This is a genomic window from Pseudomonas sp. Pseusp3 (assembly GCF_047304225.1).
Taxonomy (GTDB): domain Bacteria; phylum Pseudomonadota; class Gammaproteobacteria; order Pseudomonadales; family Pseudomonadaceae; genus Aquipseudomonas; species Aquipseudomonas fluorescens_CD.
The window spans coordinates 60,404-85,813 of the sequence record NZ_JBGLYV010000001.1; the positions used below are offsets into that span (position 1 = coordinate 60,404).

23 protein-coding genes are annotated in these 25,410 nt (G+C 62.1%); 8 read left to right on the top strand and 15 right to left on the bottom strand.

Annotated elements, in window-relative coordinates; genetic code table 11:
* Positions 1 to 16: 16 nt before the first annotated feature.
* The 4 genes from ACCD00_RS00300 to ACCD00_RS00315 form a co-directional block, all read right to left on the bottom strand.
* Complete coding sequence (locus tag ACCD00_RS00300) at positions 17 to 1,108, bottom strand: WD40/YVTN/BNR-like repeat-containing protein (RefSeq protein WP_413420911.1); 1,092 nt, start codon at positions 1,106 to 1,108, stop codon at positions 17 to 19.
* A gap of 227 nt (positions 1,109 to 1,335) precedes the next feature.
* Positions 1,336 to 2,694, bottom strand: a complete 1,359-nt coding sequence (locus ACCD00_RS00305; protein WP_413420913.1) for a DUF1329 domain-containing protein — start codon at positions 2,692 to 2,694, stop codon at positions 1,336 to 1,338.
* Positions 2,695 to 2,735: 41 nt separating this feature from the next.
* A complete protein-coding gene (locus ACCD00_RS00310; RefSeq protein ID WP_413420914.1) occupies positions 2,736 to 4,739 on the bottom strand; it encodes a DUF1302 domain-containing protein in 2,004 nt (667 codons plus the stop codon).
* Between the two features lie 124 nt (positions 4,740 to 4,863).
* Positions 4,864 to 5,430 carry an RBBP9/YdeN family alpha/beta hydrolase gene (locus ACCD00_RS00315; RefSeq protein ID WP_413420916.1) on the bottom strand — a complete coding sequence of 189 codons (567 nt, stop codon included), beginning with the start codon at positions 5,428 to 5,430 and terminating at the stop codon, positions 4,864 to 4,866.
* A 356-nt stretch (positions 5,431 to 5,786) separates the two neighbouring features.
* Here ACCD00_RS00315 and ACCD00_RS00320 point away from each other — a divergent pair, with 356 nt between their 5' ends.
* Positions 5,787 to 6,821, top strand: coding sequence for an AraC family transcriptional regulator (locus ACCD00_RS00320; RefSeq protein ID WP_413420918.1), 1,035 nt, complete (start codon positions 5,787 to 5,789; stop codon positions 6,819 to 6,821).
* 138 nt (positions 6,822 to 6,959) lie between these two features.
* On the opposite strand, the gene ACCD00_RS00325 is transcribed toward ACCD00_RS00320, so the two are convergent.
* From ACCD00_RS00325 to ACCD00_RS00355, 7 genes are all read right to left on the bottom strand, one after another.
* A complete protein-coding gene (locus ACCD00_RS00325) occupies positions 6,960 to 7,970 on the bottom strand; it encodes a YeiH family protein (RefSeq protein ID WP_008020215.1) in 1,011 nt (336 codons plus the stop codon).
* Entirely contained in the window at positions 7,967 to 8,293 is a 327-nt protein-coding gene (locus ACCD00_RS00330) for a Rieske (2Fe-2S) protein (protein WP_413420921.1), read from the bottom strand. Before ACCD00_RS00330 ends, ACCD00_RS00325 begins: the two co-directional genes overlap by 4 nt.
* Positions 8,290 to 8,952, bottom strand: coding sequence for a DsbA family oxidoreductase (locus ACCD00_RS00335; protein ID WP_413420923.1), 663 nt, complete (start codon positions 8,950 to 8,952; stop codon positions 8,290 to 8,292). The genes ACCD00_RS00330 and ACCD00_RS00335 overlap by 4 nt, the downstream gene beginning before the upstream one ends.
* Entirely contained in the window at positions 8,949 to 10,280 is a 1,332-nt protein-coding gene (locus ACCD00_RS00340) for an MFS transporter (protein WP_413420925.1), read from the bottom strand. The genes ACCD00_RS00335 and ACCD00_RS00340 overlap by 4 nt, the downstream gene beginning before the upstream one ends.
* A 91-nt stretch (positions 10,281 to 10,371) precedes the next feature.
* Positions 10,372 to 11,424: a 3-keto-5-aminohexanoate cleavage protein gene (locus tag ACCD00_RS00345; protein ID WP_413420927.1), complete on the bottom strand. Its 1,053-nt coding sequence runs from the start codon at positions 11,422 to 11,424 to the stop codon at positions 10,372 to 10,374.
* Between the two features lie 88 nt (positions 11,425 to 11,512).
* Positions 11,513 to 12,361: a TauD/TfdA dioxygenase family protein gene (locus tag ACCD00_RS00350; RefSeq protein ID WP_008001204.1), complete on the bottom strand. Its 849-nt coding sequence runs from the start codon at positions 12,359 to 12,361 to the stop codon at positions 11,513 to 11,515.
* Positions 12,362 to 12,374: 13 nt separating this feature from the next.
* Entirely contained in the window at positions 12,375 to 13,355 is a 981-nt protein-coding gene (locus ACCD00_RS00355) for a quinone oxidoreductase family protein (protein ID WP_413420929.1), read from the bottom strand.
* 255 nt (positions 13,356 to 13,610) lie between these two features.
* On the opposite strand from ACCD00_RS00355, the gene ACCD00_RS00360 reads away from it, so the two are divergent.
* From ACCD00_RS00360 to ACCD00_RS00375, 4 genes are all read left to right on the top strand, one after another.
* Positions 13,611 to 15,533, top strand: a complete 1,923-nt coding sequence (locus tag ACCD00_RS00360) for an alkaline phosphatase D family protein (RefSeq protein ID WP_413420931.1) — start codon at positions 13,611 to 13,613, stop codon at positions 15,531 to 15,533.
* 618 nt (positions 15,534 to 16,151) lie between these two features.
* Entirely contained in the window at positions 16,152 to 16,643 is a 492-nt protein-coding gene (locus ACCD00_RS00365) for an adenylate kinase (protein WP_413420933.1), read from the top strand.
* Positions 16,644 to 16,851: 208 nt separating this feature from the next.
* Complete coding sequence (locus tag ACCD00_RS00370) at positions 16,852 to 17,106, top strand: type II toxin-antitoxin system prevent-host-death family antitoxin (RefSeq protein ID WP_057716335.1); 255 nt, start codon at positions 16,852 to 16,854, stop codon at positions 17,104 to 17,106.
* On the top strand, positions 17,103 to 17,357 hold the full coding sequence (locus tag ACCD00_RS00375; RefSeq protein WP_413420935.1) for a Txe/YoeB family addiction module toxin: 255 nt from the start codon (positions 17,103 to 17,105) through the stop codon (positions 17,355 to 17,357). The genes ACCD00_RS00370 and ACCD00_RS00375 overlap by 4 nt, the downstream gene beginning before the upstream one ends.
* Here ACCD00_RS00375 and ACCD00_RS00380 read toward each other — a convergent pair.
* Positions 17,351 to 18,541: an aspartate aminotransferase family protein gene (locus tag ACCD00_RS00380; protein ID WP_413420937.1), complete on the bottom strand. Its 1,191-nt coding sequence runs from the start codon at positions 18,539 to 18,541 to the stop codon at positions 17,351 to 17,353. The genes ACCD00_RS00375 and ACCD00_RS00380 overlap by 7 nt on opposite strands.
* Before the next feature lie 102 nt (positions 18,542 to 18,643).
* Between ACCD00_RS00380 and ACCD00_RS00385 the strand changes: the two genes are divergently transcribed.
* Positions 18,644 to 19,561 carry a LysR family transcriptional regulator gene (locus tag ACCD00_RS00385; protein WP_413420939.1) on the top strand — a complete coding sequence of 306 codons (918 nt, stop codon included), beginning with the start codon at positions 18,644 to 18,646 and terminating at the stop codon, positions 19,559 to 19,561.
* 23 nt (positions 19,562 to 19,584) lie between these two features.
* Here ACCD00_RS00385 and msrA read toward each other — a convergent pair whose 3' ends face one another.
* Genes msrA through msrB form a run of 3 tightly spaced genes read right to left on the bottom strand, consistent with a single transcriptional unit; the run spans position 19,585 to position 22,650 of the window.
* Positions 19,585 to 20,292 carry a peptide-methionine (S)-S-oxide reductase MsrA gene (msrA, locus tag ACCD00_RS00390; RefSeq protein ID WP_413420941.1) on the bottom strand — a complete coding sequence of 236 codons (708 nt, stop codon included), beginning with the start codon at positions 20,290 to 20,292 and terminating at the stop codon, positions 19,585 to 19,587.
* Positions 20,293 to 20,322: 30 nt separating this feature from the next.
* Positions 20,323 to 22,098 (bottom strand): cytochrome c biogenesis protein DipZ, encoded by a 1,776-nt coding sequence (locus ACCD00_RS00395; RefSeq protein WP_413420943.1) that lies wholly within the window; start codon positions 22,096 to 22,098, stop codon positions 20,323 to 20,325.
* 33 nt (positions 22,099 to 22,131) lie between these two features.
* On the bottom strand, positions 22,132 to 22,650 hold the full coding sequence (gene msrB / locus ACCD00_RS00400; RefSeq protein WP_413420945.1) for a peptide-methionine (R)-S-oxide reductase MsrB: 519 nt from the start codon (positions 22,648 to 22,650) through the stop codon (positions 22,132 to 22,134).
* Between the two features lie 276 nt (positions 22,651 to 22,926).
* On the opposite strand from msrB, the gene ACCD00_RS00405 reads away from it, so the two are divergent.
* Together ACCD00_RS00405 and ACCD00_RS00410 are read left to right on the top strand one after the other, a co-directional pair.
* Positions 22,927 to 23,646, top strand: a complete 720-nt coding sequence (locus ACCD00_RS00405; RefSeq protein WP_413420947.1) for a response regulator transcription factor — start codon at positions 22,927 to 22,929, stop codon at positions 23,644 to 23,646.
* Positions 23,643 to 25,163 carry an ATP-binding protein gene (locus ACCD00_RS00410; protein WP_413420949.1) on the top strand — a complete coding sequence of 507 codons (1,521 nt, stop codon included), beginning with the start codon at positions 23,643 to 23,645 and terminating at the stop codon, positions 25,161 to 25,163. The genes ACCD00_RS00405 and ACCD00_RS00410 overlap by 4 nt, the downstream gene beginning before the upstream one ends.
* Positions 25,164 to 25,410: the final 247 nt, after the last annotated feature.

The following is a 25,410-nucleotide window of genomic DNA, read 5'->3' on the forward strand; positions in this document are numbered from 1 at the left end:
GTCTGGGTTCTCGCTCTTAGGGTTCTAGGGCTGGGTCGGCGGATAGCGTGCGGGTACCACGGCTGCCGGCCAGCACCAAGGCGCCATCGGCGGACTGGGTGGCGCCGGCAACCGGCGTCGGTGCTGGCTGTTGCACCAGATGCAACTGCGCGCCCGTCCCCTGGCTGACCAGCATCTGCCCGCCCTGGGTGAACAAGCGATAATTGCCACGGGCATCGATCAGGCCCGCGGTGATGCTGACGTGCAGGCCGGTGTCCAGCGCGGTCCAGCTCTGGCCGCCGTCGGTGCTGCGCAGCACGTTGCCGCGCAGGCCGTAGACCAGCACATCGCCGGGCTTGCCGAGCACGCCGAAGAAGCTGCCTTGATACGGCGTCGGCACGGCAGCGAAGCGTTGGCTGTTGTCATCCCATTTGAGCAACAGGCCCTGCTCGCCGGCGATGTACAAACCGTCGCCGGTGGAGGCGATGGCGTTGAGGTGAAAGCCCTGCGGGTTGTCGGTGCGATCCTGGAACGGGGCCCAGGTCTGGCCACCGTCCTCGGTGCGCAAAATCAGGTTGAACACACCCACCACGTACCCCAGTTTTTCGTTGGCGAACCAGACGTCGAGTAGCGGTTTGTCCGCGCCCTGTTCGGCTAGTCGTTGGCCTTCCATAGCCAACTGGGGCCATTGCTCATTGCCCGGTTCGGCGCTGGCAAGCGCCGTGTAATGCTTGACCAGCAAGGCGCCGATCTGGCGACCGTCGAGCTGCTTTTGCCAGGTCGCACCGGCGTCGCTGCTGTGCAGCACCACGCCGTCATTACCCACCGCCCAGCCTTGGGTGGTGGTCGGAAAATTCACCGCGGTCAGATCGGCGCTGACCGGCACGGCGGCCTGCTGCCAATGCCGGCCGGCGTCATCGGAAAGCAGAATATGGCCACGCTGGCCGACGGCGATCACGCGCCCACCGGCGCGGGCCATGCCGGACAACGGGCTGTTGATCGCCAAGGCGCTGACCCTGGCGGGCAGGTCCAGCACATCGACGTATTCGGCCGCGTGGGTGATGCCCTGCGACAGGCAGAGCACAACGCCAAACGCCAGCTGCAACATATTATTTTTATACGAACACATACTGCGTCCTCTTCGGAAAACCGCGCCGGGACACACATCCGTGTGCCTGACGTTCAAACCTGGCGTCCGCCCGGCGCCACCGCCTCGCGAGCCGTGGACCGTGCAGGCAATGCCGTTGTAGGAGCGAGCTCGCTCGCGATGGACCTGAGGGCGACGCGGGCATCCAGAAAACACGCGTAATCGTTAACGTCCATCGCGAGCAAGCTCGCTCCTACAATGCGGTTGGCTTAGCGAATACCGGCGCCGGCCAGGGATTCCGACGACCACTGCGCCTTGGAGAGCGGCTCGATGTACTTGATGCCGCCATACGGACCGACTACGCCGTTGATGTTGTACGAACCACCCACCAGGTCGTAGATCATGAAAGGCGTGGAGTCCGGCACCTGCTTGTCGTAGCTCTGGCTCAGGAAGGCGAAGGAGCCGCGATAGAGCTGGCCACGGGCGTCATATTGATCCGAGGCCAGAGCGGTCCAGCTGTCTTCGTCGAGGTAGAAGCGGCGCTTGGCGTAGATGTGACGGGCACCGGCCTTGAGGTTGCCTTCGACGACCCAGACACGGTGTTTTTCCCAGCGCACGAAGTCCGGTGCCAGGTGGTTGGCGGTGGTCAGCGACTTTGGATCCTGGACGTAGGTCAGCTTGTAGGTGTTGTAGGGCACGATCATTTCCTGCTTGCCCACCAGCTTCCAGTCGTAGCGGTCCAGCGCACCGTTGAACACGAACACGTCATCGTAGGTGCCCGCACCGGCGGTGCCAGGGTTTGGCGTGTCGTACGCCAGGTTCGGCGCCAGTTTCACCCGACGCTGGCCCGGCAGGTATTGCCAGGCGCGACGTGGCTGCTGCAACGGGTTGGCGGCGTCCTTGAGCATCACCGCTTCGCCGGCCCGGCGCGCAGGGCCGGTGTACGCCAGCTTCATCTGGTAGTACACGTCGGCGCTGCTGATCGGCTGCGACAGGTTTTCATAGATCGGGTAAGAGATGTTCGCTTGCCCGGTGGTGGCCAGGCTCGGCACGCCGGCGGAGTCGACGTTCCAGGAATCGTACTTGGAGCTGATGCTGACGCCTTGGTAGCGCAACAGGAAGTTCCACATCGCTTCGTTGCCCGACTGCGGAATCGGGAACGGCACGCCCGGCAGGACGTTGTCGATGGCCAGGCCACCTTCCAGGGACTTGGCACCGATGGCGTTCTTCACGCCGTTGTCCAGAACGGCCTGGGGCAGCGAAACGGTACGGTGAGTCGGGTAAACATCGACATGGAAGGTCGGGAAGCGCTTGGCCAGTTCAGCGGTGGTTGCGCTGAGCAGGCCCTTGTACTGATCGACGTTCTTGCCGTCGATCACCAGCAACGGTTTCTCGCTGGCAAACGGATCCGGGCGCATGCTGTCACCGGATTTGAAACTGGCCGGCGGCGTAGTCAGGCCACCGTTGTAGGCAGGGATGGAACCATCGGCGTTCCCGGCTTTTTCAGCGCCCACCAGGGTCAGGCTGGTGCCCAGTTTGGCAGCTTCCTGGGTTGAAACAGCGGCCTGTGTCTGGGCGGCAAGGACCATGGCCAGCGAAGCGGCCAACACGGTTTGTGCGAATTTCATCTTGTTATTCTCCTGCTTGCATTGAGCAAATCAGTGGTGCATCAAAAGGTTGTTTTCATCGTCAGGTACACCGCGCCACGGTCCTCAGTCGTGGCACCACCTCCGGAGAAGGACGAGTAGCCTCCGGCGAAACAGGCGTAGTTTTCGTTGCCGCTAAAGGCGTTGGGAGTGGAGCCGTCACCGCCGTTCGGGCCGGTACTTACACCGCTGACGTTGCACTTTTCGGTTTTGCCGAAGGAGTCCACGTACTTCAGGTCGACAAAGTATTTGTTGTAAACAACGGCACCGACGCCCACGGCATAGTTGCCGGTGTCCTTGGCACCGCCACCGGAGACCGGCGACACGCCGGCGATACCGACGTTGACCGACATCGGCGCGTTGAGGTCGACACCGGGGAACACCTGGTACCAGGTCGGTGTGAAGTTGACCGCGATGCCCCAGTTGTCCCGGGTCGGCGCATCGATGCCGCGATAGGTGTCCTTGCCTTTGTAGAGCGCCTCGTTCTTGCTATCGAGCTTGAGCAGGTTGCTGTAGTACAGCTCGGCAAGCACAGTTGCCTGATCGAACACCGGGGTTTTCGGCAGGGTCACCAGGCCGTTGAGCGTCCAGTGCAAGGTGTCGCCGGTGGCGCTCATGCTGTCGCCGCGGCTCGGGGTGTCGTAGATCACGCCCGTGGCATCGGTACGCGCCGGCAACAGGCCGAGGCCCTTGCCCAGGCCCAACGGGCTGGTGGTGCTGACGATCGCCGGAATACTGGCCAGCGGCATGTTGTGACGGATGTTCAGGTCCGAACCGACGCTGATCCCGCCCACGTCCTTGGACAGGCTCAGGCCAAAGATCTTGATGTTGTCGGCATAGGCCAGTTGATACGTCGCGGTGTCCAGCGAGTTGAGGGTGTTGACCACCGCAGGCACTTGCCCTGCCGGCCGGGTGCCGTTGGGGTTGGCCGAGGTAATGCCCCTGGCATCCAGCCAGGCTTGCGGCAGGATTTCCGAAGTCTCGCGGTAGTAGACGCCGAGGGTGCCATCCAGCCAGGCCGGCGACCACTTGGCCATGATGCCCCAGTCGCCGCTGCTGCCCGGTGTCAGGTCATGTCCGCGACGCACGTTGGTCAACGCGTTGCACGGCGCCAGGCCACAACCCAGCGGACTGCCAGGCACCTTGGCGTTGGTGTTGCCGAGCAGGAACGACTGCGCACCGTAGCCGATCAAATCGGAACCACCGTAGTAAGTACCGGCTTCGGGCAGACGCGCGGCGTCCCAATCGAGGAAGTACTGGGCACCCACGGTCAACTCCGGATTGACGGTGAACGTCATCGACAACTGGTTGCGCGGGACGAACAGTTCCTTGGCTTCGGTACCCGGCGACGCGGCAAGCTTGGCCAGGTCGAGGCCGGACTGGCCGTAGCTGACCGAGTGCACCGGGTTGAGAATGGTCTCGCCCCAGAACACGTTGTGCTGGCCGGCCTTGGCGCTGAACATCGACTCCTCGCCCACTTCGGTGCTGTAGAACACGAAGGCATCGAGGATTTCGCCCGAAGGTCCGCTGTAGTAGCGCTGGGCATAGTTGCTCAGGTGCGGGCTGCCATTGCCGACGTTGTCATGGGTGACCGCGGCCAGGCGCGGGTCGTTGGCGATCAGGCCCGACGTCGATCCATTGCCGTTGACGAATGGGTTGGAGTTGGAGCCGGTGTTGTCATAGGCCTTGTCGTACCAGCTGGCGGCGCTGACGCGAAAGCCCATGGCGTTCTTGTAGACCACATCCATTTCGGTCAACAGGTCGATACGGTTGGTGATGTTGGTACCGGCCTTGCGGAAGTTGTAGTCGCCGTCGTTGTTGTTCGGCGTTCCCAGCATGCGCTTGTCTGCACTTTCGGTGCGCACGCCGTAGTTGTACTTGACGGTGTTATCCAGGCGCGCGGTCCAGTCCGGATTGCCCAGATCGATCTCGACCCCATGGGCAGCAGGCGCGATGACGGCCAGAATGGCAGAAGCCAGCAAGGTATAGCGTGCTGCGGTGAAGCCGTGACTCTTATTGTTGTGCATTGCGTTGTCTCCGCCTTTTTGTATTTGTTTTAAGCGCAGCCGCCCCCGCGCAATCCGCTTTGGGATTGCGTTTAAGGTATGAGGGCAAATGCCGGTCGGCGTACTGCCAGTCCAGCTCCTTGTACTAGCGGTCCAGCTCCAGAATCAGTGCCTCGGCTTGCTGCCAATGGCCAAATCCTGCGGCCGGATTGAGATGGCCGACATCGCCCAGATTGAGCAATTCGGCGCCCCAGCCTTCTGCCATGCGGGTGACCGCTGGAAGGCTGGCGAGGTGATCGTTGGTGCTGCCGGCCACGATGCTGCGAAATGGCAGCGGGCCTTGGGGCAGAGGATTCCAGCCCTGGCTACGCAGGGTTTCGGAAGATGGATAGTTTGCCGGCCAGACCGCATCGAGGTCCGGTGGCGCGGCCAGCAAGGCGCCCTTGATCGGACGGCTGTAATGCGCCGCCCAGTGCGCGACCATCAGCACGCCGGCGCTGTGGGCGACCAGAATCACGGGGTAGTCGATTTGTTCGAGCTCGTGCTGAATCGCCCGCACACGGGCCATGCAATCGAGCTTGTCGGTCTCCAACGGCGGGACACTGCGCACCTTGCCCAGCCTGGCTGCAAGCAACGTTTGCCAATGTTCGGCCACATGCTCACGCAGACCCGGAACGATCAGAATGGTGGCGGCAGTTTGCAGTTTGTCCACGGTCAACACCTTCGCTTTCTCGATAACTCGACTGGCTGTTTTCGCCAGGGGCTTTTTGTAGTGTCGACATTAAAGAGCGACCACCCGAAGCGCTTTACATTGGACGTCAGGCACTTTTCTTTTGATGACAAATTGTCGGACAGCAGGACAGTGCGACCGCTGGTCGAAAAAACCCGCAGGTTGGCGCAAGGTCACTGTAATCAACGGATGAGGGACGATTGCATCAACCAACACAGAGTGTGCGTGACCGGCCAGCATGAAAACCATCAACGACATGACAACTGTTCAACTGTTGATACGCTGGATATAGTCGCCACGCTCACGCCAATCGCCATCGGCCCAGGGAAGACCTTCGCATGCCCAAGCTTGTCCGCGCCGCCGTCTTGACCAACTACCTGGAGGTCACCCAGTACCTGGGTTTCAACCCGCGGGATGTCATGGCAGGCGTGGGCCTGAGCAGAGCCCAATTGCAAGCGCCTGAAACCCGCATCCCCATCGATGCCGCGGTGCGCCTGCTGGAAGATTCCGCCGCCGCCAGCGGTTGCCAGACCTTCGGCCTGAGCATGGCCGAGTCGCGCCAGCTCTCGGACTTCGGCGTGGTCAGCCTGCTACTCAGCCACCAGCGCACCCTGCGCGATGCCTTGCAGGTCGTGGTCAATTACCGGCACCTGATGAACGATTCGCTGGCCATCTTCATTGAAGAGGCCGGCAAGATGGTGATCATTCGCGAAGAGGTGGTCACCGAAACGCCGATGCCCAGCCGTCAGGCCACGGAGCTGGCCATCGGCGTGATGTTCCGGCTGTGCTCGGCCCTGCTCGGCTCGCACTGGCACCCCTACAGCGTCAACTTCATGCACCAGCCGCCGGAGAACCTGCACCTGCATCGCCGGCTGTTCGGCTGCAACCTGGAGTTCGGCAGCGAGTTCAACGGCATCGTCTGCCCCGACATCAGCCTCGACACCACCAACCCCAACGCCGACCCGGCCATGGCCCGCTACGCCCAGAGCTACCTCGACTCGCTGCAGAACCACGAAGGTGCCTCGATGCTGTTCGAGGTGCGCAAGGCCATCTACCTGCTGCTGCCCATGGGGCGCGCCACCATCGAGCAGGTTGCCCAGAGCCAGGGCATGAACGTACGCACCCTGCAACGCCGCCTCAAGGACGATGGCTGCGCCTTCAACGACGTGATCAACGACGTGCGCCGTGACCTGGTGCTGCGTTACCTGGACAACCCGAACTACTCGCTCAGCCGCATTGCCGACATGCTCGGCTACTCGATGGCGAGCTCGTTTACCCGCTGGTTTATCAGTCAGTTCGGGATGCCGCCGGCGACTTGGCGGGCGCAAAGGCAATCGAGCGCAAAACCTGTCGCAGGTCCGAAAGAGCTCTGAGTCGACCGGGCAAAAAAAACGGCGACTGCTGGTACAGTCGCCGCGAAGAACCGGTGTTTGTGACACCGGTCGGGAGCCCCACGGCATGAGGAGTCAATACCGTGCGGCCCTGCCATAAAACCATGGGTGGTGACGCGCTCAGAGCCCCCAGCGCAGCAGCAAGAGCACCAGCACCACCAGGAACACCGTCTCCCCGACCATCAGCAGGATCGGCTTGATCCCGACCGCCGCCAGTTCCTTGAGCCGGGTCTTCATGCCCAGGGCGCTGATGGAAATCACCAGGCACCAGCGCGACAGTTCGTTGACCGATCCTTGCACCGCAGGCGCCACCCATCCGGTGCTGTTGATGCACGCAAGGATCAGAAAACCAACGGCGAACCACGGCAACAGCGGCGGGCGCTTGCCGGTCGTGTCGGCGCCTTGCATGCGGGTGATCATCGCCGCGGTGACGATCACCGGCAGCAGCATGGCAACGCGCATCAGCTTGACCACCGTGGCCGTGTCGCCGGTCTCGGTCGACATACTGTAGCCGGCGCCAACCACCTGGGCCACGTCGTGGATCGTGGCGCCGAGGAACACCCCCGCCACCTGCGGCGACAACTGCAGCCAGTTGGCGATCATCGGGTAGACGATCATCGCCAGCGTGGACAGCGCCGAGACGCCAATCACCGTGAACAATGTGGCGCGTTCTTTCTGCGGATGGTTCGGCAGCGCCGCCGCCAGCGCCAGTGCCGCCGAGGCGCCGCAGATGGCCGTTGCTCCACCGGTCAGCATGCCGAACAGGCGCTGGAAACCAAGGGCCTTGGCCGCGACCACCGAGACACTGATGGTCACCACCACCAGGATCACCACCAGCGCTATCGGCTTCCAGCCCAGCGCCGCCATTTGCTCCAGGGTGATGCGCATGCCCAGCAGCGCCACGCCAATGCGCAGCACCGTGCGGGCAGTGAACTCGATACCGGCCTTGCACGGACCGTCATCGGCGAGAAAATTCAGGGCCATGCCCAGCAGCAAGGCGAACAGCATGACCGGTGCACCGTAGTGCTCGGACAAAAACGATGCGGCAGCGGCCACGATCAGGCTGACGATAAACCCCGGTGCCAGTTCGCGCGTGCGACTGTGGATACGGGTGAGAGCAATGGCGCTCATGGCGCGGCCTCCTCGGGAACGATGACGATGAACGCCTGGTCGTCGATGATCTCGACCGGGTAGTTCGTGACTTTTACGGCTTTGGAATTAAGCAGGTAGCCGCTGTGCAAATCGAAGCGCAGGCCATGGGCACAACACTGGATCACCCGCCCCTCAAGACGCCCGCCACACAGCGAGGCGCCCTGGTGCGGGCAACTGTCGTCGATGGCAAACAACTGCCCGTCGACGTTGAACAACGCCAGGCTTTTGTCTTCGAATTCGAACAGCGCCCGGCCACCGGCCTGCGGGTGTTTGCCGGCCGGTACCGGAATACGCCGGGTCATGCCGGTTGCCGCTCGAGATCACTGGCCTTGAGGGCTTCGTTCATGGCCCCGAGCAGCGCCTGGGCAGGCTGGGCACCGATCACCGTCATGCGGCGGTCGAACTGGAAGCTCGGCACGCCACTGGTCGCATCGGGGGATCCTTCAAATGGCGTGGCGTCGCCCTTCAGGCAATCGAGCACCGCGTCCGCATTGACGCCACAGGAGCGGGCAATGTCGAGCAAGGTCTCACGGCAACCGAGGTTTTCGCGTCTCAGGAAATACGCGGCGAACAATCGTTCGAGCAACATCTCACGCTGGCTGGCATTGCCCGTCATGCTGACTCGTTCGAACAGACGGTGAGCGTCTGCGGTGTTGGGCATCGTCTCGATGCGGCTGAGGTCGATGGTCAGTCCGACCGCCCCGGCAGCCTGCTGTACCTGGGCCTGGCGCATGGTCACGGCGTCAGCGTTGCCCAGGCGCTTGCGATAGAAATCGGCGAAGGGCTCACCTTGAACCGGCAACTGAGGCAACAACTGCACGCCATGCCACACCGTGGTGATCTGCACATCCGGGTGGCGACTACGAAACTGTACCTGCGCATGCTCCAGTTGGCGTTTGCCGATCAGGCACCAGGGGCAGATAAAATCGAAAAACACATCAATACGTAAACGACGACTCACAACTTCACCTCTAACCCGGCTTCACTGACGGGGTCAGGCACGCGCTGACCCTGAAGGCGGGCAATATCTCTGTGGTAATGACACTTGGCATAAAAGAACACCGCTGCCGCCGCGAGGCTGACCAGCGGTACCAGTTGGAACGCGGCATGCAGGCCGATCAGGTCCGACACCCGGCCGGTGATGAACGGCCCCGGTGCCAGCCCCAGCATGTTGTTGGCCAGAGTCAGCGTGGCGAACGCCGTACCGTGCACCGAGTAATGGGTCAGGTTGGCAACCATCGCGCCGCACGGGCCGGTGGTGCCGGTGGCAATCAGCATGCCCAGGCAGATCAGCAGCAGTTGCAACGGCCCGGCCTGCAAGGCGAACGCCGCCGACAACAGCAGGCAACTGCCCAGGCAAAATCCGATGGCCAGGCTGACCTTGCGCTCCGGCGAGTGGCGACACAGGCGATCGCTGAGCATGCCGCACAGAATCATCCCCGTACCGCTGCACAGCACGATGATCGCCGCCATGCCGCCGGCCTTGTCGGTGGGCATGTCGTAGTAGCGGTTGAGGTAGCTGGGAATCCACACCATCACCGTACCGCCAACGAACAACTGCAAACCGCTGGCGACATAGGTCGCCACTACCGAACGGCTTGACCACAGCGTGCGCAACGGCCGCTTGACCACAACCGCTGCCTTGTTCGCCACTTGAGCGGCACGCTGCGGAGCGATGCGTGCTTCCTTGACGATCAGCGGATAGAGCAGCGCCAGTACCAGGCCAAACAGCGACATGCCGGCGAACGACCAGCGCCAGCCCAGCTTGGCCGCGATGGCACCGCCCAGGGCCATGCCCAATACCGAGCCGAACATCCCGCCGGCCATGAAGGCACTGGCCAGGGTGGCGCGCATGTGTTTGGGGAACACCGAAATCACCACGGCGATGCCCACGCTGCCGTAGGCCGCTTCACCGACGCCGACCATGAATCGCGCGATGAACATCTGCTGGTAGTCCTGGGCCAGCGCGCAGCCCAGAGTCGCCAGACTCCAGAGCATTGCCATCAACGCCAGGCTCTTGACCCGGCCGAAGCGGTCAGCCATCAACGACAGGGGGAATGTCAGCAGGCCCACCATCAGCGCAACGATGCCGCTGAGCAGTCCGAGCTGACCGTCGCTCAGTGCCCACTCGCCCTTGAGCAACGGGAATACCGCGTTCAGTACCTGACGCGACATGTAATCGGAAATCAACAGGCCGAACGTCAGTGCAAAGACGATCCAGGCATATTGGCGCGCAACGCCGACACTATCTGTGTCGTCATCGCCGGCGGCGATTGGGTGAAAGGCCATGCAGCCTCCTCAAAGCTTCGTTTTATTTTTTTTATCAAGCGTGTTGCAGTTCGGTGCGCGGGAGGTCACGGCCTCTCGCGCACCTGATCGGTCAGCCGCGTTGCGGCACGCCTTTCTGCCCGGCCTTGCGGTTGGGGGCCATGCCGTTGGCCAGCAGCGTTTCCTCGATGGTTTCGTACTGCACGCCAATGCGGTAGATCTCGCGAGCTTCCTTGCCGGTAGCGATTTCACGCCCCAGTTCGTGGGCAATGCGCACGGTTTGCTGGATCTGCGCAACCGAGCCGAAGCGATCGCCCTTGTGATCAATGATAGTGTCTTCGTTGCCCACACGCGGGTGCATGCCCATGGCCATCGACATGGTGTTGAACGGCATCACGTTCTTGAGCAGCGATTCGGAGGTCAGGGTGCAACCGTCCGGCGCACGGTGGATGAAGTTGAAGAAGTTGAACGGGTTCGGGCCGTCGAAACCGCCACCGATGCCGATCCAGGTCAGGTTCAGCGGACCCTTGTAGATGCCCCTGCGCACCAGGCGCTCGAGGGTTTCCATGGCATGCATGCCGGTTAACTGGAAGTGCGGCTGGATGCCGTTGTCCATCAGGCGCTTGAGGTGCTCGGCGACCCAGGCCGGGCCGGCTGGCACGGTCATTTCGCTGTAGGCGGCATGGATCAACGGGTTGTCCAGGGAAGTGCCTTTCAGGTACTCCGGATACAGCAGCTCCATGATGTTCATCTGGGTGGTGTTGATCGCCACGGTGACCTGATCCGGTTTTGGCGTCAGCTCGGCCAGCATGTGGCGGGTATCGTCGGACAGCCACTTGGCGGCTTCACCATCGCTTTCCGGGGCGAAGGAGATCGAACCGCCGACCTGGATGATCATGTCCGGCACCGCTTCACGCACACCGGCGATCAGCTCGTTGAACTTCGACAGACGCTTGGAACCCTTGCCATCCAGTTCACGTACATGCAGGTGCAGTACGGTGGCGCCGGCTTCATAGCAATCGACCGCTTTCTGGACTTGCTCGTCCATGGTCAGCGGGATGTCTTCCGGGAAATCTTCAGGCATCCATTCCGGGCCGTACGGGGCCACGGTGATGACTACCTTTTCCATGTTTTCCGGGTGCAGGGAATCGTCGAAGAATTGCATGGTCTACTCCAGTTCTTATGATTGTCCCGTCCACCCGGGATCGTGCCGGGCAGACGTGTTAACGAGTGCTAATGCAGGTGGCGTTCGATCAGAACGTCTTGTCGCCGATGATCCCGGCACGCTCCATCTTGCGATGGCACGGCGGGTAGTCCATGACGGCGTAGTGCTGGGTACTGCGGTTGTCCCAGATGGCGATGCTGTTGGGCTTCCAGCGCCAGCGCACCTGATACTCGGGGATGTACGCCTGGCTGATCAGGTAGCGCAACAATTCGCTGGCGCCGGGGTTGGCGTCCTGGCCGAAGCGCACCCGCTCGGGGGTGTGGTAGTTACTGAAATGGGTGGTGAAGGCGTTGACGAACAGCACCTTCTCGCCGGTTTCCGGATGGGTGCGCACCACCGGGTGTTCGGCGTCCGGGTACATCGCCTTGAGCGCCAGGCGCTTTTCGATCGGCATCGCCGCACCGAAACTCGCTTCGATACTGTGGCGGGCGCGCAGGTCGGCGATCTTGACCTTTACGTCTTCCGGCAAGTTTGCATAGGCCTGGACCATGTTGGCCCACATGGTGTCGCCGCCGACCGGCGGGCATTCCACGCAGCGCAACACGCAACCCATTGGCGGCGCCTCGCGCCAGGTGGCGTCGGTGTGCCAGGCGTTTTCATAGCGGTCCATCGGCTGGTCCGGATTCTTGTAGATCCGCACCAGCCCCGGATGATCCGGATCGCTACCGGCCACCGGATGATCCTCCAGCTCGCCAAAGCGACGGGCGAAGGCCACGTGTTCGGCACGGGTGATGTCCTGATCACGCAGGAACACCACGCGGTGCTTGAGCAACTGGGCACGAATCTCGGCAAACAGACCGTCGTCATGGACGGCGTCGGCCAGATTGACGCCGATCAGTTCGGCGCCAATGCTGCAGGTCAATTGTTCGACTTTCATGGCTGGCCGCTCCTTAAATGACGAAAATCGACGAGCCAGTGGTCTTGCGTGATTCAAGGTCGCGATGGGCCTGCACGGCGTCCTGCAACGCGTAGTGCTGGTTGATCTCGATCTTGATCCGGCCGCTGCCGACGTGGTCGAACAGCTCGCCAGCCAGCGCGGCTTTTTCGGCCGGGTCGCTGATGTAGTTGGCCAGGGCCGGACGGGTCAGGTACAGCGAACCTTTCATCGCCAGCATCACCGGGTCGAACGCCGGGATCGGCCCGGATGCGGTACCCACGCAGACCATCAGGCCACGGGGTTTCAACGAATCCAGCGAACCCATGAAGGTGTTCTTGCCAACGCTGTCGAACACCACGTTGACGCCCACACCGTCGGTCAATTCGCGAACACGGGCGGCGACGTCTTCATGACTGTAATTGATCGTATGGTCGCAACCGTGAGCCCGGGCGATTTCGGCCTTTTGCTCGGTCGACACCGTGCCGATCACGTTCAAGCCCAGCAACTTGGCCCACTGCGAAACGATCAGGCCGACACCGCCAGCGGCGGCATGCAACAGGATGCTGTCGCCAGCCTTGAAGTCGTAGATGCGGCGCATCAGGTACGAGGAGGTCAAACCGCGCATGGTCATCGCGGCAGCCGTCTCGAAGCTGATGGTTTCCGGCAGCTTGATCAGCGGCGCGGCCGGGATCAGGCGCTCGGTGCTGTAGGCGCCGAGGGTGTTGAGAAAACCGGTGTAGGTGACGCGATCACCGACCTCGACGTTGGTGACCCCTTCACCAACGGCCTGGACTACGCCAGAGGCCTCGACGCCCATGCCGTTTGGCATAGGAATCGGATAGGTACCGTTACGGAAATAGGTGTCGGCATAGTTCAGGCCGACGGCCACATGACGAAGCCGAACCTGGCCGGGACCGGGCTCGCCGACTTCGACGTCCTCATAACGTAGAACTTCGGGACCACCGGTTTCGTAAAAGCGTACGGCTTTGGCCATTTTTCTTATTCTCCAATCTGCAATATGGGCGTGTTGCATCGAATTGCGCTGATTGGACTGTAGGACGAGGCCCTTTGAGACGCTTCTCATCAGACGACAATGGCTTTTCATTTGATGACAGGCGGGGCGGCTCCCTCCTTGCTATCCGGGGTCTTGTCATTTTTTGTTTCCGGTGGCGGCCGGTGCTGGAGGGTTGTCCGGTCGTCACCTGCGCTATCATCGCCCGCCTCGATGCCCCAAGAGCCTTGACCCCGGATGTCCGAAACACTGCCACTGCCCGATGATCACCAAGCCCTGCCGCCGGTCCTGGCCGGCCCGCTGCTGCGGCGTCTTGAGCCCACGCGGCTGGTGCTGTGGCTGGTGGGTTCCCGGGCGCTGGCGCTGACCTTGCGCTTGCAGGGTGTGGGCGATATCCGTCTCGATGCCACGCAATGCACGGTGATTGCAGTGGGGGCTCATGCCTATGTGCATTTGATCGATGTGCACCTCGATTGCGCCCTGCCCTGCGATGAGTCGATCGACTATGACCTGCTGATCGACGGCACGGAAAAAGGCATCGCCGACTGGGCGCCATACCTGTTGTACGGTGAGGCCGGTTGCCCCAACTTCGTCCTGCGTTCACGGGTTGATCAACTGCTGCACGGTTCCTGCCGCAAGCCTCATCACCCGGCGACCGACGGTTTGCTGTGCGTCGACGCCCTGCTCGCGCAGGAACACCAAGCCACGGATCGCCCGGCGTTGCTAATGATGAGCGGCGATCAGGTCTACGCCGACGATGTCGCGGGGCCGATGTTGCGGGCGATTCACGCCTTGATCGAGCGGTTGGGGTTGTTCGGCGAACATCTGGAAGGTGCCGTGGTCAGCGACAGCGCCGAGTTGTATGGCCACGCTGCCAGTTACTACCACCGCGCCGATTTGCTTCCTGCGCTGAAAAGCAACGAAACCCTGCGCGATCGCTTCTTCGGCGGGGTGCGCAAGCCGATTTTCACCAGCAGCAGCGCCGACAATCACTTGGTGACCTTCGCCGAAGTCATGGCCATGTATTTGCTGGTCTGGTCGCCCACGCCCTGGACCCTGATCACGCCACAGGCACCGACGCTGACGCCGGAACGACTCAAGCGCTACGCCCTTGAACAGACGCGCATCGATGCCTTCAAGGCAGGCCTGGGCAACGTCGCGCGGGCACTGGCGCATCTGCCGACGCTGATGATTTTCGACGACCACGACATCACCGACGACTGGAACCTTTCCGCGCAATGGGAGGAAACGGCCTACGGCCACCCGTTCTCCCGACGCATCATCGGCAATGCACTGCTGGCATACATGTTGTGCCAGGGCTGGGGCAACAATCCGGATGCGTTCGGTGCCGTACTGGAAAAGGCCGGGGCCTTGAGCACCGGCGCACACGAGCGTCACCTCGACAGCACGGTCCAGGATGATCTGATCGATGATCTGCTGAAGTTTCAGCACTGGCATTACCTGCTGCCGACCACACCGGCCATCGTGGTGATCGACACCCGCACCCGGCGCTGGCGCAGCGAGATGAACCTCAAGCAGCCTTCCGGTTTGCTCGACTGGGAAGCCCTCAGCGAACTGCAACAGGAACTGCTGGACCACCCGAGCGCCATCATCGTTTCGCCGGCACCGATCTTCGGCGTCAAACTGATCGAAACCGTACAGCGGGTATTCAGCTGGTGCGGTTATCCACTGCTGGTGGACGCGGAAAACTGGATGGCCCATCGCGGCGCGGCACAGGTGATCCTGAACATTTTCCGCCACTCGCGCACGCCGGGTAACTACGTAGTGCTGTCGGGCGACGTGCACTACTCCTTCGTCTACGAAGTGCTGATCCGCCACCGCAAAGCCGGGCCGCGCATCTGGCAGATCACCAGCAGCGGCATCAAGAATGAATTCCCCGCCACCCTGCTCGAGTGGTTCGACCGCCTCAACCGCTGGCTGTACTCACCACGCTCACCGCTGAACTGGCTGACCAAACGTCGACGCATGCGCATCGTCCCGCACGTCCCGGAACACGCCGAAGCCGGCGAGCGGCTATGGAACTCGGCGGGAATCGGCCAGGTGTTTTTCAACGACCTGGGGCAGCCGCAGACGATCTACCAACACAACTCGAACGGCTCACCGAAGACCCGGATGCTTGCGCCGCAAGTCGACGACTGAGGCAGAGAAGACGCCACGAAAAACTGTAGGAGCGAGCTTGCTCGCGAAAAACGCCAGGACACCGCGGGAATTCAGGCAGCACGCGTTATCGTTGACGTCCATCGCGAGCGAGCTCGCTCCTACAATGGGCCTGCATACGCCCACTGCTTCTCACCACTCAACAGGCCGAGCGTTAGCTCGCCTGCCGCTCTTGATCTTGATCCACCCGCCCCCTCGGTCGGCTGAGCGGAGGTGTTCATCCGGGGGAATGGCGCGCAGCGCCGTTCGACGCAGTCGAACCCATTGCATGCAGGTCGCGCGCAGCCGACCGGAGGGCAATGCCCCCGGATGAATGCCGGAGCGAAGGAACCCCGAGCCCAGGCGAGGGGCCGGACGTTCGGGGCGAGCGTTTTTTTTGCTTACTTTTTTTGAGGCGCTTGTCAAAAAAAGTGAGTCGCCGTAAGGGCGAAACCAAAAGTCGCCACTACCCAAAAAACGGATATGTACACCGTCAACAAAAGACAGGCTGACTGTCAGGCCGCCTTCGCGAGCAAGCCCGCTCCCACAATTGGATCAGGTGCCGCGGTAATATCAAGTCAGCTTGCAGAAAGTCGCCCCCACATTTGAACGGTGTCGCCCATGGACCTCACCCGAACCCTGATCATCGGCAACTCCGGCTCCGGCAAGAGCTGGCTGGCACAGCGGCTGGCCGAGCAACTACACACCCCCTGGACCGACCTCGACCAGATTCACTGGTTGTCCGACGAACACTGCATCGCCCGCCCCCGAAATGAAGCACTGGGAATGGCGCGCAGGGCAGCAAGTGAAGAACGCTGGGTGATCGAAGGAGTTTACGGCTGGATCCTCAGCGAAATAATCCACCGGGCCACGGCACTGATCTGGCTGAGTATCGGGGACGAAGAATGCGTGGCCAACATTCGACAACGCGAGACCGGACGCGATGAACAGGACCTGTTGCTGATCGCCTTGCTGGAGTGGGCGGGCAGTTATCGCCAACGGCAGGAGTCCAGTGGGTTTGCGGCGCATCAGCAACTGTTCGAGGGGTTTTGCAGTGCGAAAATCCGGTTGGAAGGTCGGGAGGAAATCACGGCACTGGTTCGTCACTCGTAAGCATTCGGAGCTGTGGTCGGACACAAGCCTGTTGGATGGCATGTAGCTCAGAATGGGATTACACCTGTCTCGGAAACGTCCTGAAGAACATTCGGTGATACTTGATACAAATGTGGATGCACTTTCTACGTAACAGCCACTCGTAGGTATCGCCTTGCTAACATGTACTCATTTCTGTACGTTCTCTGCATCAAGCGAGGACAAACACATGGAAACCATCAACTACACCAACGCTCGGGCACATCTGGCGCAAACCATGGACCGGGTGAATGAAGATCGCGCCCCGCTACTGGTAACTCGTCAGAAAGGCGAACCGGTAGTGATGATGTCATTGGCCGAATACAACGCTCTCGAAGAAACCGCCTATCTGCTCCGTTCCCCAGCCAACGCTGAGCGCTTGATCAAATCAATCGGCAACCTGCGAGCCGGCAAAACCAAAGCCAGGCAACTGATTGAAGAATGAATATCGAGTTCACTCCTGAAGCCTGGGACGATTATCTCTGGTTCCAGCAAAACGATAAGGCAGGGCTCAAACGTATCAACCTGTTGATCAAAGCTATCCAACGCGAGCCTTTCGACGGTCTTGGTAAACCCGAACCGCTCAAGCATAACTTGAGCGGGTTCTGGTCACGCCGGATTACGGCTGAGCATCGTCTGGTCTACGCCATTGAAGACGGAGAAATATGCGTCGTGATGTGCAGATACCATTACTGAGCAGGACCTAAGCCCGCTGTCACTACCCGACCCACCCCCCTGACAATCATCTCCACCTCCCGCTCATCAAGGGTCAGCGGCGGCAGCAGGCGAATGGTTTTCCCCCGAGTGACGTTGATCAGCAAGCCATGATCCCGAGCGGCGATCAGGCTCAGGTCGCGGATCGGTTGTTTTAGCTCGATGCCGATCATTAGCCCCTGGCCACGGATCGCCAAGACGTTCGGGTTGCCCGCCAACTCTGTGCGCAATCTATCGAGCAGGCGCTCGCCCTGACGCCGGGCGTTTTCCAGCAGCCCTTGCTCTTCAACGATCTCCAGCACGGTGCAGCCGACCCGGCAAGCCAGCGGATTGCCACCGAAGGTGCTGCCGTGGCTGCCTGGCGTAAACAGTTCGGCCGCCTTGCCGCGGGCCAGGCAAGCGCCGATGGGCACGCCGTTGCCCAGGCCTTTGGCCAGGGTCATGACGTCCGGGACGATGCCTTCGTGCTGGAACGCGAACCACTGGCCGGTACGGCCGATGCCGGTCTGGATTTCATCGAGCATCAATAGCCACGAGCGCCGGTTGCACAGTTCGCGCACGGCCTTGAGATAGCCCGGTGGCGCCAGTTGCACGCCGCTTTCGCCCTGGATCGGCTCCATCAGGATCGCCACGATCCGCGCACCATAGGCCTGTTGCACCTTGTCCAGCGCGTCGAGATCGCCGAACGGCACTTTGACGAAATCCCCCGGCAGCTTGTTGAACCCCAGGCGCACCGCCGGGCCATCGCTGGCAGACAACGTGCCGAGGGTGCGGCCATGGAACGCGTTCTCCATGACCACCACCAGCGGTTGCTCGATACCTTTTTTCCAGCCATGCAGCCGGGCGATTTTCAGTGCGGTTTCGTTGGCTTCGGCCCCGGAGTTGTTGAAAAACACCCGGTCCATGCCCGCCAGCCGCGTCAGTTTCTGCGCCAGCCGTTGTTGCCAGTCGATGCTGTAGAGGTTCGACGTATGCAGCAACAACCCGGCCTGCTCAGTAATCGCGGCAACGATTTTCGGGTGGGAGTGGCCGACGTTGGTCACCGCCACGCCGGCGACCGCATCCAGATATTCGCGCCCGACCTGATCCCACAGGCGAGTGCCCAGGCCCTTGTTGAAACTCAAGGCCAAGGGTTGGTAAGTGTTCATCAGGCAGGCGGCGGTCATGACATCAAGCTCCAGCAAGGGTCGGTGTTTTTGCAGTATGGTTAGCCACCAGAGCTGGATAAACACCGTAAAACTTCAATCATTTAAAAGCAGAGCTTGATAATGGATCTGTTCCAGGCAATGACCGTCTACGTCAAAGTGGTAGAGACCGGCAGCATGACCGCCGCCGCTTTGCAGTGCGAAATGTCCACGACCATGGTCGGCAACCACCTCAAGGCCCTGGAGCAGCGGCTGGGTGTGCGCCTGCTCAACCGCACGACGCGGCGCCAGCGACTGACCGAGTTCGGTGCCGCGTATTACCAGCGGTGCCTGGAAGTCTTGGGGTTGGTGGCCGATTCCGAGCGGCTGGCCGAACAAGCTGTCGACGAACCGAGCGGCATTTTGCGCATCACCGCGCCCTTGACCTTCGGCACCGAGCGCCTGGCACCGGCACTGAGTGAGTTCAGCCTGCAAAACCCGCGGGTGAAACTCGACGTGGTGCTGACCAACCGCCGCCCGGATCTGCTGGAAAACGGCCTGGATGTAGCGTTTCGCCTCGGCGCGCTGGAGCCCTCCAACCTGATCGCCCGTCCGCTGATCGACTACACCCTGACCATGTGCGCCTCACCAGAGTATCTGGCCCGCCGGGGCACGCCCCGGACACCTGAGGACCTGCGTCAGCACGACTGCCTGTCCTTTGCCTATCCGGCCGGGGATGACTGGCAATCGGTGCAAAAGGAGTGGCGCCTGTCCGGGCCCGACGGCGAAGTCAGCGTAGGGGTCAGCGGGCCGATGCTGATCAACAGTTCGGCCGGACTGCATCAAGCGGCGCGAACCGGCATGGGCATCGTGATGATGCCCGACGCCCTGGTCGAGCAGGACCTCAAGGACGGCAAGCTGCTGGCCTTGATGCCTGATTACTGCCCACCCAGTCGGCCGATGCACCTAGTCTACGCCCAGGATCGCCACCGTTTGCCGAAAATGCGCCGTTTCGTCGAATTCGCCGTACAGCGGTGGGGCAAGCACCCGTCGGCCGAATAGGCCATGGCGTCTCTGATCGCCCTTTACATCCCCGCCTTCACCAGCACCGGCTGTTCCTGATAACGATCCGGGTACAGCTGCTTCAATTGCGCCACTTTCGGCAAGTCATTGATCACGATGTACGGATAGGTCGGATGCTCGGTCAGGAAGTCCTGATGCTCCTCCTCCGCCGGGTAGAAACCGTTGAAGGTTTCGAGTTTGGTCACGATCGGCTTGTCGAAAGCATGGGCGGTGTCGAGCTGGGCGATGTAGGCCTGTGCGACCCGCTGCTGCTCGGGGCTTTTGGTGAAAATCGCCGAGCGATACTGGGTGCCACTGTCCGGTCCCTGACGATTGAGTTCGGTCGGGTTGTGCGCCACTGAAAAGTAAATCTGTAGCAAGGTGCCGTAACTGACCTGACTCGGATCGAAGGTCACTTCCACCGATTCCGCATGGCCGGTATTGCCGTCGCTGACGCGCTCGTATTGCGCGGTATTGGCCGCACCGCCCGCGTAGCCGGAAACGGCATTCTTCACCCCTTTGACATGCTGGAATACACCCTGGACGCCCCAGAAGCAGCCGCCGGCGAACACCGCGGTTTCGCTGCGGGCCTGGGTGGTTTCATCGAGTGCCGGCGGTGGAATGATCACCGCCTCTTCGGCACCGCCGAAGGAGAAGGCCGAGCATTGGCTGATGATGCCGGCAGCCGCCAACCCCAGTAGGGTACGGCGCCAGGTAAAAAGGGTTTTCATGGGGCGAACTCCTGAAGCGTTGAAGGGATATCAACCGAAGGTGAAGGCGTAAGCCGACGCGCCCGGATCAAGAAACTCGATGCTGAACGTCCGGTCGGTCACGCCGCCGCTCTGGCGCACCAGTTGATACAAGCGCTGGTCCGTCACGGTGCCGCTGCCGTCGGGGGCCACGTCCATGCCGTGGGCATCACCGGGGGCCTTGCCGTCGATCAGCACCTTGAACCGCACCGGCTTGCCATCGGCGCCAGGGCCGAGCACCAAATGCAAGTCACGGGCGTGGAAGCGATAGACGATGCGACTGGCCGGTGCGCTGGCCGTGGCGCGCTCCGAGCCGACATGCCACTGGCCACCCAGGCTCCAGTCGTTGAGTGCCAGTTGCGTCGGTGGGTTGTAGGCCGCCACCTTGTCCGGTACCAGCGCGGTTTCCGGTACGAAATGTTCCGCACGCTGATAACCGACGTAGGTTTCCGGCGACTGCACGTCGTTGCTGTCCGGCGCCATTTGCACACCGTCAGCCTTGGCATTGATCAGGCCGTCCGAGACCTTGGCGGCGCCGGCTTCACGCAGCAGTTGCTGGATGACCCGCTCCGATTCGTCGTACGCGCCTTCGCCAAAATGGTGATACCGAATTCGGCCCTGAGCGTCGGCAAAGTAATGCGCCGGCCAGTATTCGTTGTTGAACGCGCGCCAGATCTTGAATTCGTTGTCGATGGCCACCGGGTAGTTGATGCCCAGGTCTTTCATTGCCTTGGTGACGTTGTTGACGTCACGCTCGAAGGCAAACTCGGGCGCGTGCACGCCGATCACCACCAGCCCCTGATCGCGATACTTCTCGGCCCAGGCTTTGACATAGGGCAGCGAACGCAGGCAGTTGATGCAGGAGTAGGTCCAGAAATCCACCAGCACGACCTTGCCCTTCAGCGCCTGGGCATCGAGGGGTGGCGAGTTGAGCCATTGCACGGCGCCCTCCAGCGGTGGCAGGTTGCCTTCGACCGGCAAGGTGCCAGGGGTTTTGTCAGCCACTTGCACCGCGCCTTCGGCGGCCGTGCTCTGCGCCATCATCGCCCCGCTATTACGCGGCGATTTGCCGGACAGTCTCTCCACCAACGCCTGCTCGATACCGCCGGTCGATGCCGTGGAAAATCGCGCCAGGACTCCCGTGTCCAGCCCCAGGGCAATCGCCGCCACACCGGCCAGCATGGCCGCGCCCAGGCCACGACGAACCCATTCGCCCGCGCCGATCGAGCGCTTCATCGCCGTGAAAACCTTGCCTCCCAGAAGCAATGCCAGCGCAAGGGAGGTAGCCGCCCCGGCTGCGTAGGCCAGCAACAGCAATGTGGTCTGGATGCTCGCCCCTTGCAGCGCCGCACCGGTCAGCAGCAAGCCCAGGATCGGCCCGGCACAAGGCGCCCACAACAGTCCTGTCGCAACACCGATCAGGAACGAAGCACCGGGACGTGGCCGCGAATCGGCGCCCGCCGCCTCCGACAAACGGCTGCCCGCCGCCACCAACGGCCGGGTCAGGCGCTCGGCCAATTGCGGCAGCAACAGCGTCAGACCGAACAGCGCGACGAACACCAGCGCCAGCCAGCGCCCGTACTGATTGAGCTGCACTACCCAGCCGCCACCCACCGCCGCCAATGTGGCGACCAGCGCAAAGGTCAGTGCCATCCCTGTCAGCAGCGGCAATCCGCTTTTGACGAAGGGTTGTCCGGTGCGGGCGAAGACAAACGGCAACACCGGCAGAATGCACGGGCTGACAATCGTCAGCACACCACCGAGATAAGCGAGGACCAGCAGCCACATGGCGATTACCTGCAAAAAGTGAATGGAAGGGAATCACACCGTCTTCGGCACGAATTTCATCGCCAGGCCGTTCATGCAGTAACGCAAGCCGGTGGGTTTCGGGCCGTCATCGAAGACATGGCCCAGATGCCCGCCGCAGCGCCGGCAGTGAACTTCCTCGCGGACCATGCCGAACGCACGGTCCTGACGGGTGGCCACGGCCTTGTCCAGCGGCGCCCAGAAACTCGGCCAGCCAGTGCGGCTATCGAATTTGGTCGCCGAGGAAAACAACGGCAGGTCGCAACCGGCGCAGGCAAAAGTGCCGTCGCGGTGCTCGTTGTTCAGCGGACTGCTGTAGGCCCGTTCGGTGCCCTCTTCGCGAAGGATGTCGTACTGCTCGTCGCTCAGGATCGCGTGCCATTCGCTGTCGCTGTGGGTCACTTCGAACGCCTCGGCCGCGCTGGCCTCGCTGATCAGTGCGGTGCCTGTGGAAAACTTCGGCAACAGGCCAATCGCCAGGGCCGTCATCCCCAGCCCACCGCTTGCCAGAAGAAAATGCCGTCGTGAAAACATGCTCGTCTCCCAAAATTCCAGGGGTGTTTCATGGAACACAGCCTAGGCTTTGGGAGATCGCCAAATCCTCACGGGAAGTTAAACAATTCGTGATAACTCGGGCGCCGAAAAACCCGCACAATGCCTTTGCCACAACTGTAGGAGCGAGCTTGCTCGCGAAGAACCCGAGGGCGCCACGGGGTGCAGGTGTCCCGCGTCATCGTTGGCCTCCATCGCGAGCAGAGCTCGCTCCTACAGTAGTGGCAACACGCACAATGCGCCGAAGGATGGAATGGGATGGAACAGACCAAACGAGTCCTCGTGGTCGAGGACGACCTGCACATCGCCGACCTGATCTGCCTGCATCTGCGTGATGAGCAGTTCGAGGTGGTGCACAGCGCCGATGGCGATGAAGGCATGCGCCTGCTGCAGCAAGGCAACTGGGATGCACTGATCCTCGACCTGATGCTGCCCGGTGTCGACGGCCTGGAAATCTGCCGCCGCGCCCGCGCCATGGCCCGCTACACACCGATCATCATCACCAGTGCGCGCTCCAGCGAAGTGCACCGGATTCTCGGCCTCGAACTGGGTGCTGACGACTACCTGGCCAAGCCCTTTTCCATGCTGGAACTGGTGGCCAGGGTCAAGGCGCTGCTGCGCCGGGTCGATGCCATGGCGCGCAACCTGAAGATGGATGCCGGCAGCCTGCTGACCGACGGCCTGGCCATCGACCCGATCACCCGCGAAGTGTCCCTCGACGGACGTCGCCTGGACCTCACGCCCCGGGAGTTCGACTTGCTGTACTTCTTCGCCCGCCAGCCCGGCAAGGTGTTCTCGCGCATGGACCTGCTCAACGCCGTGTGGGGCTACAGCCACGAAGGCTACGAGCACACGGTCAACACCCACATCAACCGCCTGCGCGCCAAGATCGAGGCCGACCCGGCGCAACCGGTGCGCATCCTCACGGTCTGGGGCCGTGGCTACAAATTCGCCACCGGTGAGGAGTCGCAGCCATGAGGCTGACCCTGACGCAACGCCTGTCCCTGGTGTTCGCCGTGCTGCTGCTGGTGTGCTGCGGCACGTCGGCGTGGATGCAGGTGCGCTCCAACCAGATGCATGAGCAGGAAGTGGTGCAAGGGTTGTCCCGGGACCTGGCGCAGCACATCGCCCGTGACACGGTGCTGATGGACACCCAGGGCCTGATGCCCAATGCCGTGCGCGATCTGTTCAGCAAACTGATGCAGGTCAACCCCAGCGTCGAGGTGTACCTGCTCGATACCGAAGGCAAGATTGTCGGCAGCGCCGCGCCCGAGGGCCGGATCCGTCGCGAGCGGGTCGACCTGGTACCGATCCAGCGCCTGTTGCGGGGCGAAGCCCTGCCGATTCTCGGCGACGACCCGCGCAGCGTAGATGCACGCAAGGTGTTCAGCGCTGCACCGCTGAAGGTTGATGGCAAGCCGGCGGGTTATCTCTATGTGGTGCTGCTCGGTGAGGATCACGACCGCCTGGCCGAACGCGGCGCGACCAGCGCGGCGCTCAACACAGCGCTGTGGTCCATCGGACTGGTAGCGCTGCTGTGCCTGATTGCCGGTCTCACGGCGTTTGCCCTGATCACCCGGCCGTTGCGCCGCCTGACCGAAACGGTCAGCCAGTTCGACATCGATGGCGTTCCGGTCACACCGGCCCTGCCCGTTGCGGTGGAAAAAGCCGCGAGCCACGATGAAATCGCCGTGCTCGATGCCGCGTTCCGGCAGATGCAGGCCCGCCTGGGCGAACAATGGCGCTCCTTGACCCGCCAGGATCAGGAACGCCGCGAACTGGTGGCGAACATCTCCCACGACCTGCGCACGCCGCTGGCCTCGCTGCACGGTTATCTGGAAACCCTGTCGCTCAAGGACGCCACGCTGTCCCCTGCCGACCGCCGTCGCTATCTCGGCATCGCGCTGGACCAGAGCCGCAAGGTCGGCGGCCTGGCGCAGTCGCTGCTGGAACTGGTGCGGCTGGAACACGGCTTCGTGCAGCCGGTGCTGGAACGCTTTTCCCTGACCGACCTGGCCCAGGACATCTTCCAGAAATTCGAACTCACCGCCGAAGCGCGCAAAGTCGAACTCAAGGCCACGTTCGCGCCAAATGCCTCGGCGGCCTGCGCGGACCTCGGGTTGATCGAGCGGGTGCTGACCAACCTGTTCGACAATGCCCTGCGCCATACCCCGTCCGGTGGCGAAGTCGAACTGGGCCTGCGCCCGCAAGGGTCATTCATCGAAGTCACGGTCAGCGATACAGGCCCCGGCATTGCCCCGGAACTGCGCGAAGGTTTGTTCCTGCGCCCGTTCAACATCGGCGGCGCACGGCGCGATGGCGGGTTGGGGCTGCGGATCGTGCATCGCATCCTGCAATTGCACGGGCGCGAAATTCAGTTGATCGACGTGCCGGGACGGGGGGCGACGTTTCGTTTTTCGTTGCCGATCGATGAAGAGACCGCTTCGGGGTTGGCGGAGCGGTCGATGAACCTGAATACCCCGCGGCAGGCCTGAAAAGTTGTGGTGCCTGACACACCGCTTTCGCGAGCAAGCCCGCTCCCACAGTGTTTTTTGTTGTTCGCAGATTTTGCGTACACCCACTAACCCTGTAGGAGCGAGCCTGCTCGCGATGGTCTCAAAGGCACCGCGTACATCCGGAATGAACGCGTTATCGTTAACGTCCATCGCGAGCGAGCTCGCTCCTACAGGAAGACGAAAACATGACCGGCGGCCAGCCGGACCGTGACAACACCGTCCCGGT

What these genes read in the sequence shown, in the direction of transcription:
- ACCD00_RS00355 (WP_413420929.1), bottom strand. Translation starts at nt 13,355, where the DNA reads ATGGCCAAAGCCGTACGCTTTTACGAAACCGGTGGTCCCGAAGTTCTA.
- msrA (WP_413420941.1), bottom strand. Translation starts at nt 20,292, where the DNA reads ATGAAAACCCTTTTTACCTGGCGCCGTACCCTACTGGGGTTGGCGGCT.
- ACCD00_RS00345 (WP_413420927.1), bottom strand. Translation starts at nt 11,424, where the DNA reads ATGCAATTCTTCGACGATTCCCTGCACCCGGAAAACATGGAAAAGGTA.
- msrB (WP_413420945.1), bottom strand. Translation starts at nt 22,650, where the DNA reads ATGTTTTCACGACGGCATTTTCTTCTGGCAAGCGGTGGGCTGGGGATG.
- ACCD00_RS00310 (WP_413420914.1), bottom strand. Translation starts at nt 4,739, where the DNA reads ATGCACAACAATAAGAGTCACGGCTTCACCGCAGCACGCTATACCTTG.
- ACCD00_RS00365 (WP_413420933.1), top strand. Translation starts at nt 16,152, where the DNA reads ATGGACCTCACCCGAACCCTGATCATCGGCAACTCCGGCTCCGGCAAG.
- ACCD00_RS00325 (WP_008020215.1), bottom strand. Translation starts at nt 7,970, where the DNA reads ATGAGCGCCATTGCTCTCACCCGTATCCACAGTCGCACGCGCGAACTG.
- ACCD00_RS00330 (WP_413420921.1), bottom strand. Translation starts at nt 8,293, where the DNA reads ATGACCCGGCGTATTCCGGTACCGGCCGGCAAACACCCGCAGGCCGGT.
- ACCD00_RS00370 (WP_057716335.1), top strand. Translation starts at nt 16,852, where the DNA reads ATGGAAACCATCAACTACACCAACGCTCGGGCACATCTGGCGCAAACC.
- ACCD00_RS00380 (WP_413420937.1), bottom strand. Translation starts at nt 18,541, where the DNA reads ATGACCGCCGCCTGCCTGATGAACACTTACCAACCCTTGGCCTTGAGT.
- ACCD00_RS00300 (WP_413420911.1), bottom strand. Translation starts at nt 1,108, where the DNA reads ATGTGTTCGTATAAAAATAATATGTTGCAGCTGGCGTTTGGCGTTGTG.
- ACCD00_RS00305 (WP_413420913.1), bottom strand. Translation starts at nt 2,694, where the DNA reads ATGAAATTCGCACAAACCGTGTTGGCCGCTTCGCTGGCCATGGTCCTT.
- ACCD00_RS00340 (WP_413420925.1), bottom strand. Translation starts at nt 10,280, where the DNA reads ATGGCCTTTCACCCAATCGCCGCCGGCGATGACGACACAGATAGTGTC.
- ACCD00_RS00320 (WP_413420918.1), top strand. Translation starts at nt 5,787, where the DNA reads ATGCCCAAGCTTGTCCGCGCCGCCGTCTTGACCAACTACCTGGAGGTC.
- ACCD00_RS00375 (WP_413420935.1), top strand. Translation starts at nt 17,103, where the DNA reads ATGAATATCGAGTTCACTCCTGAAGCCTGGGACGATTATCTCTGGTTC.
- ACCD00_RS00360 (WP_413420931.1), top strand. Translation starts at nt 13,611, where the DNA reads ATGTCCGAAACACTGCCACTGCCCGATGATCACCAAGCCCTGCCGCCG.
- ACCD00_RS00410 (WP_413420949.1), top strand. Translation starts at nt 23,643, where the DNA reads ATGAGGCTGACCCTGACGCAACGCCTGTCCCTGGTGTTCGCCGTGCTG.
- ACCD00_RS00385 (WP_413420939.1), top strand. Translation starts at nt 18,644, where the DNA reads ATGGATCTGTTCCAGGCAATGACCGTCTACGTCAAAGTGGTAGAGACC.
- ACCD00_RS00350 (WP_008001204.1), bottom strand. Translation starts at nt 12,361, where the DNA reads ATGAAAGTCGAACAATTGACCTGCAGCATTGGCGCCGAACTGATCGGC.
- ACCD00_RS00395 (WP_413420943.1), bottom strand. Translation starts at nt 22,098, where the DNA reads ATGTGGCTGCTGGTCCTCGCTTATCTCGGTGGTGTGCTGACGATTGTC.
- ACCD00_RS00405 (WP_413420947.1), top strand. Translation starts at nt 22,927, where the DNA reads ATGGAACAGACCAAACGAGTCCTCGTGGTCGAGGACGACCTGCACATC.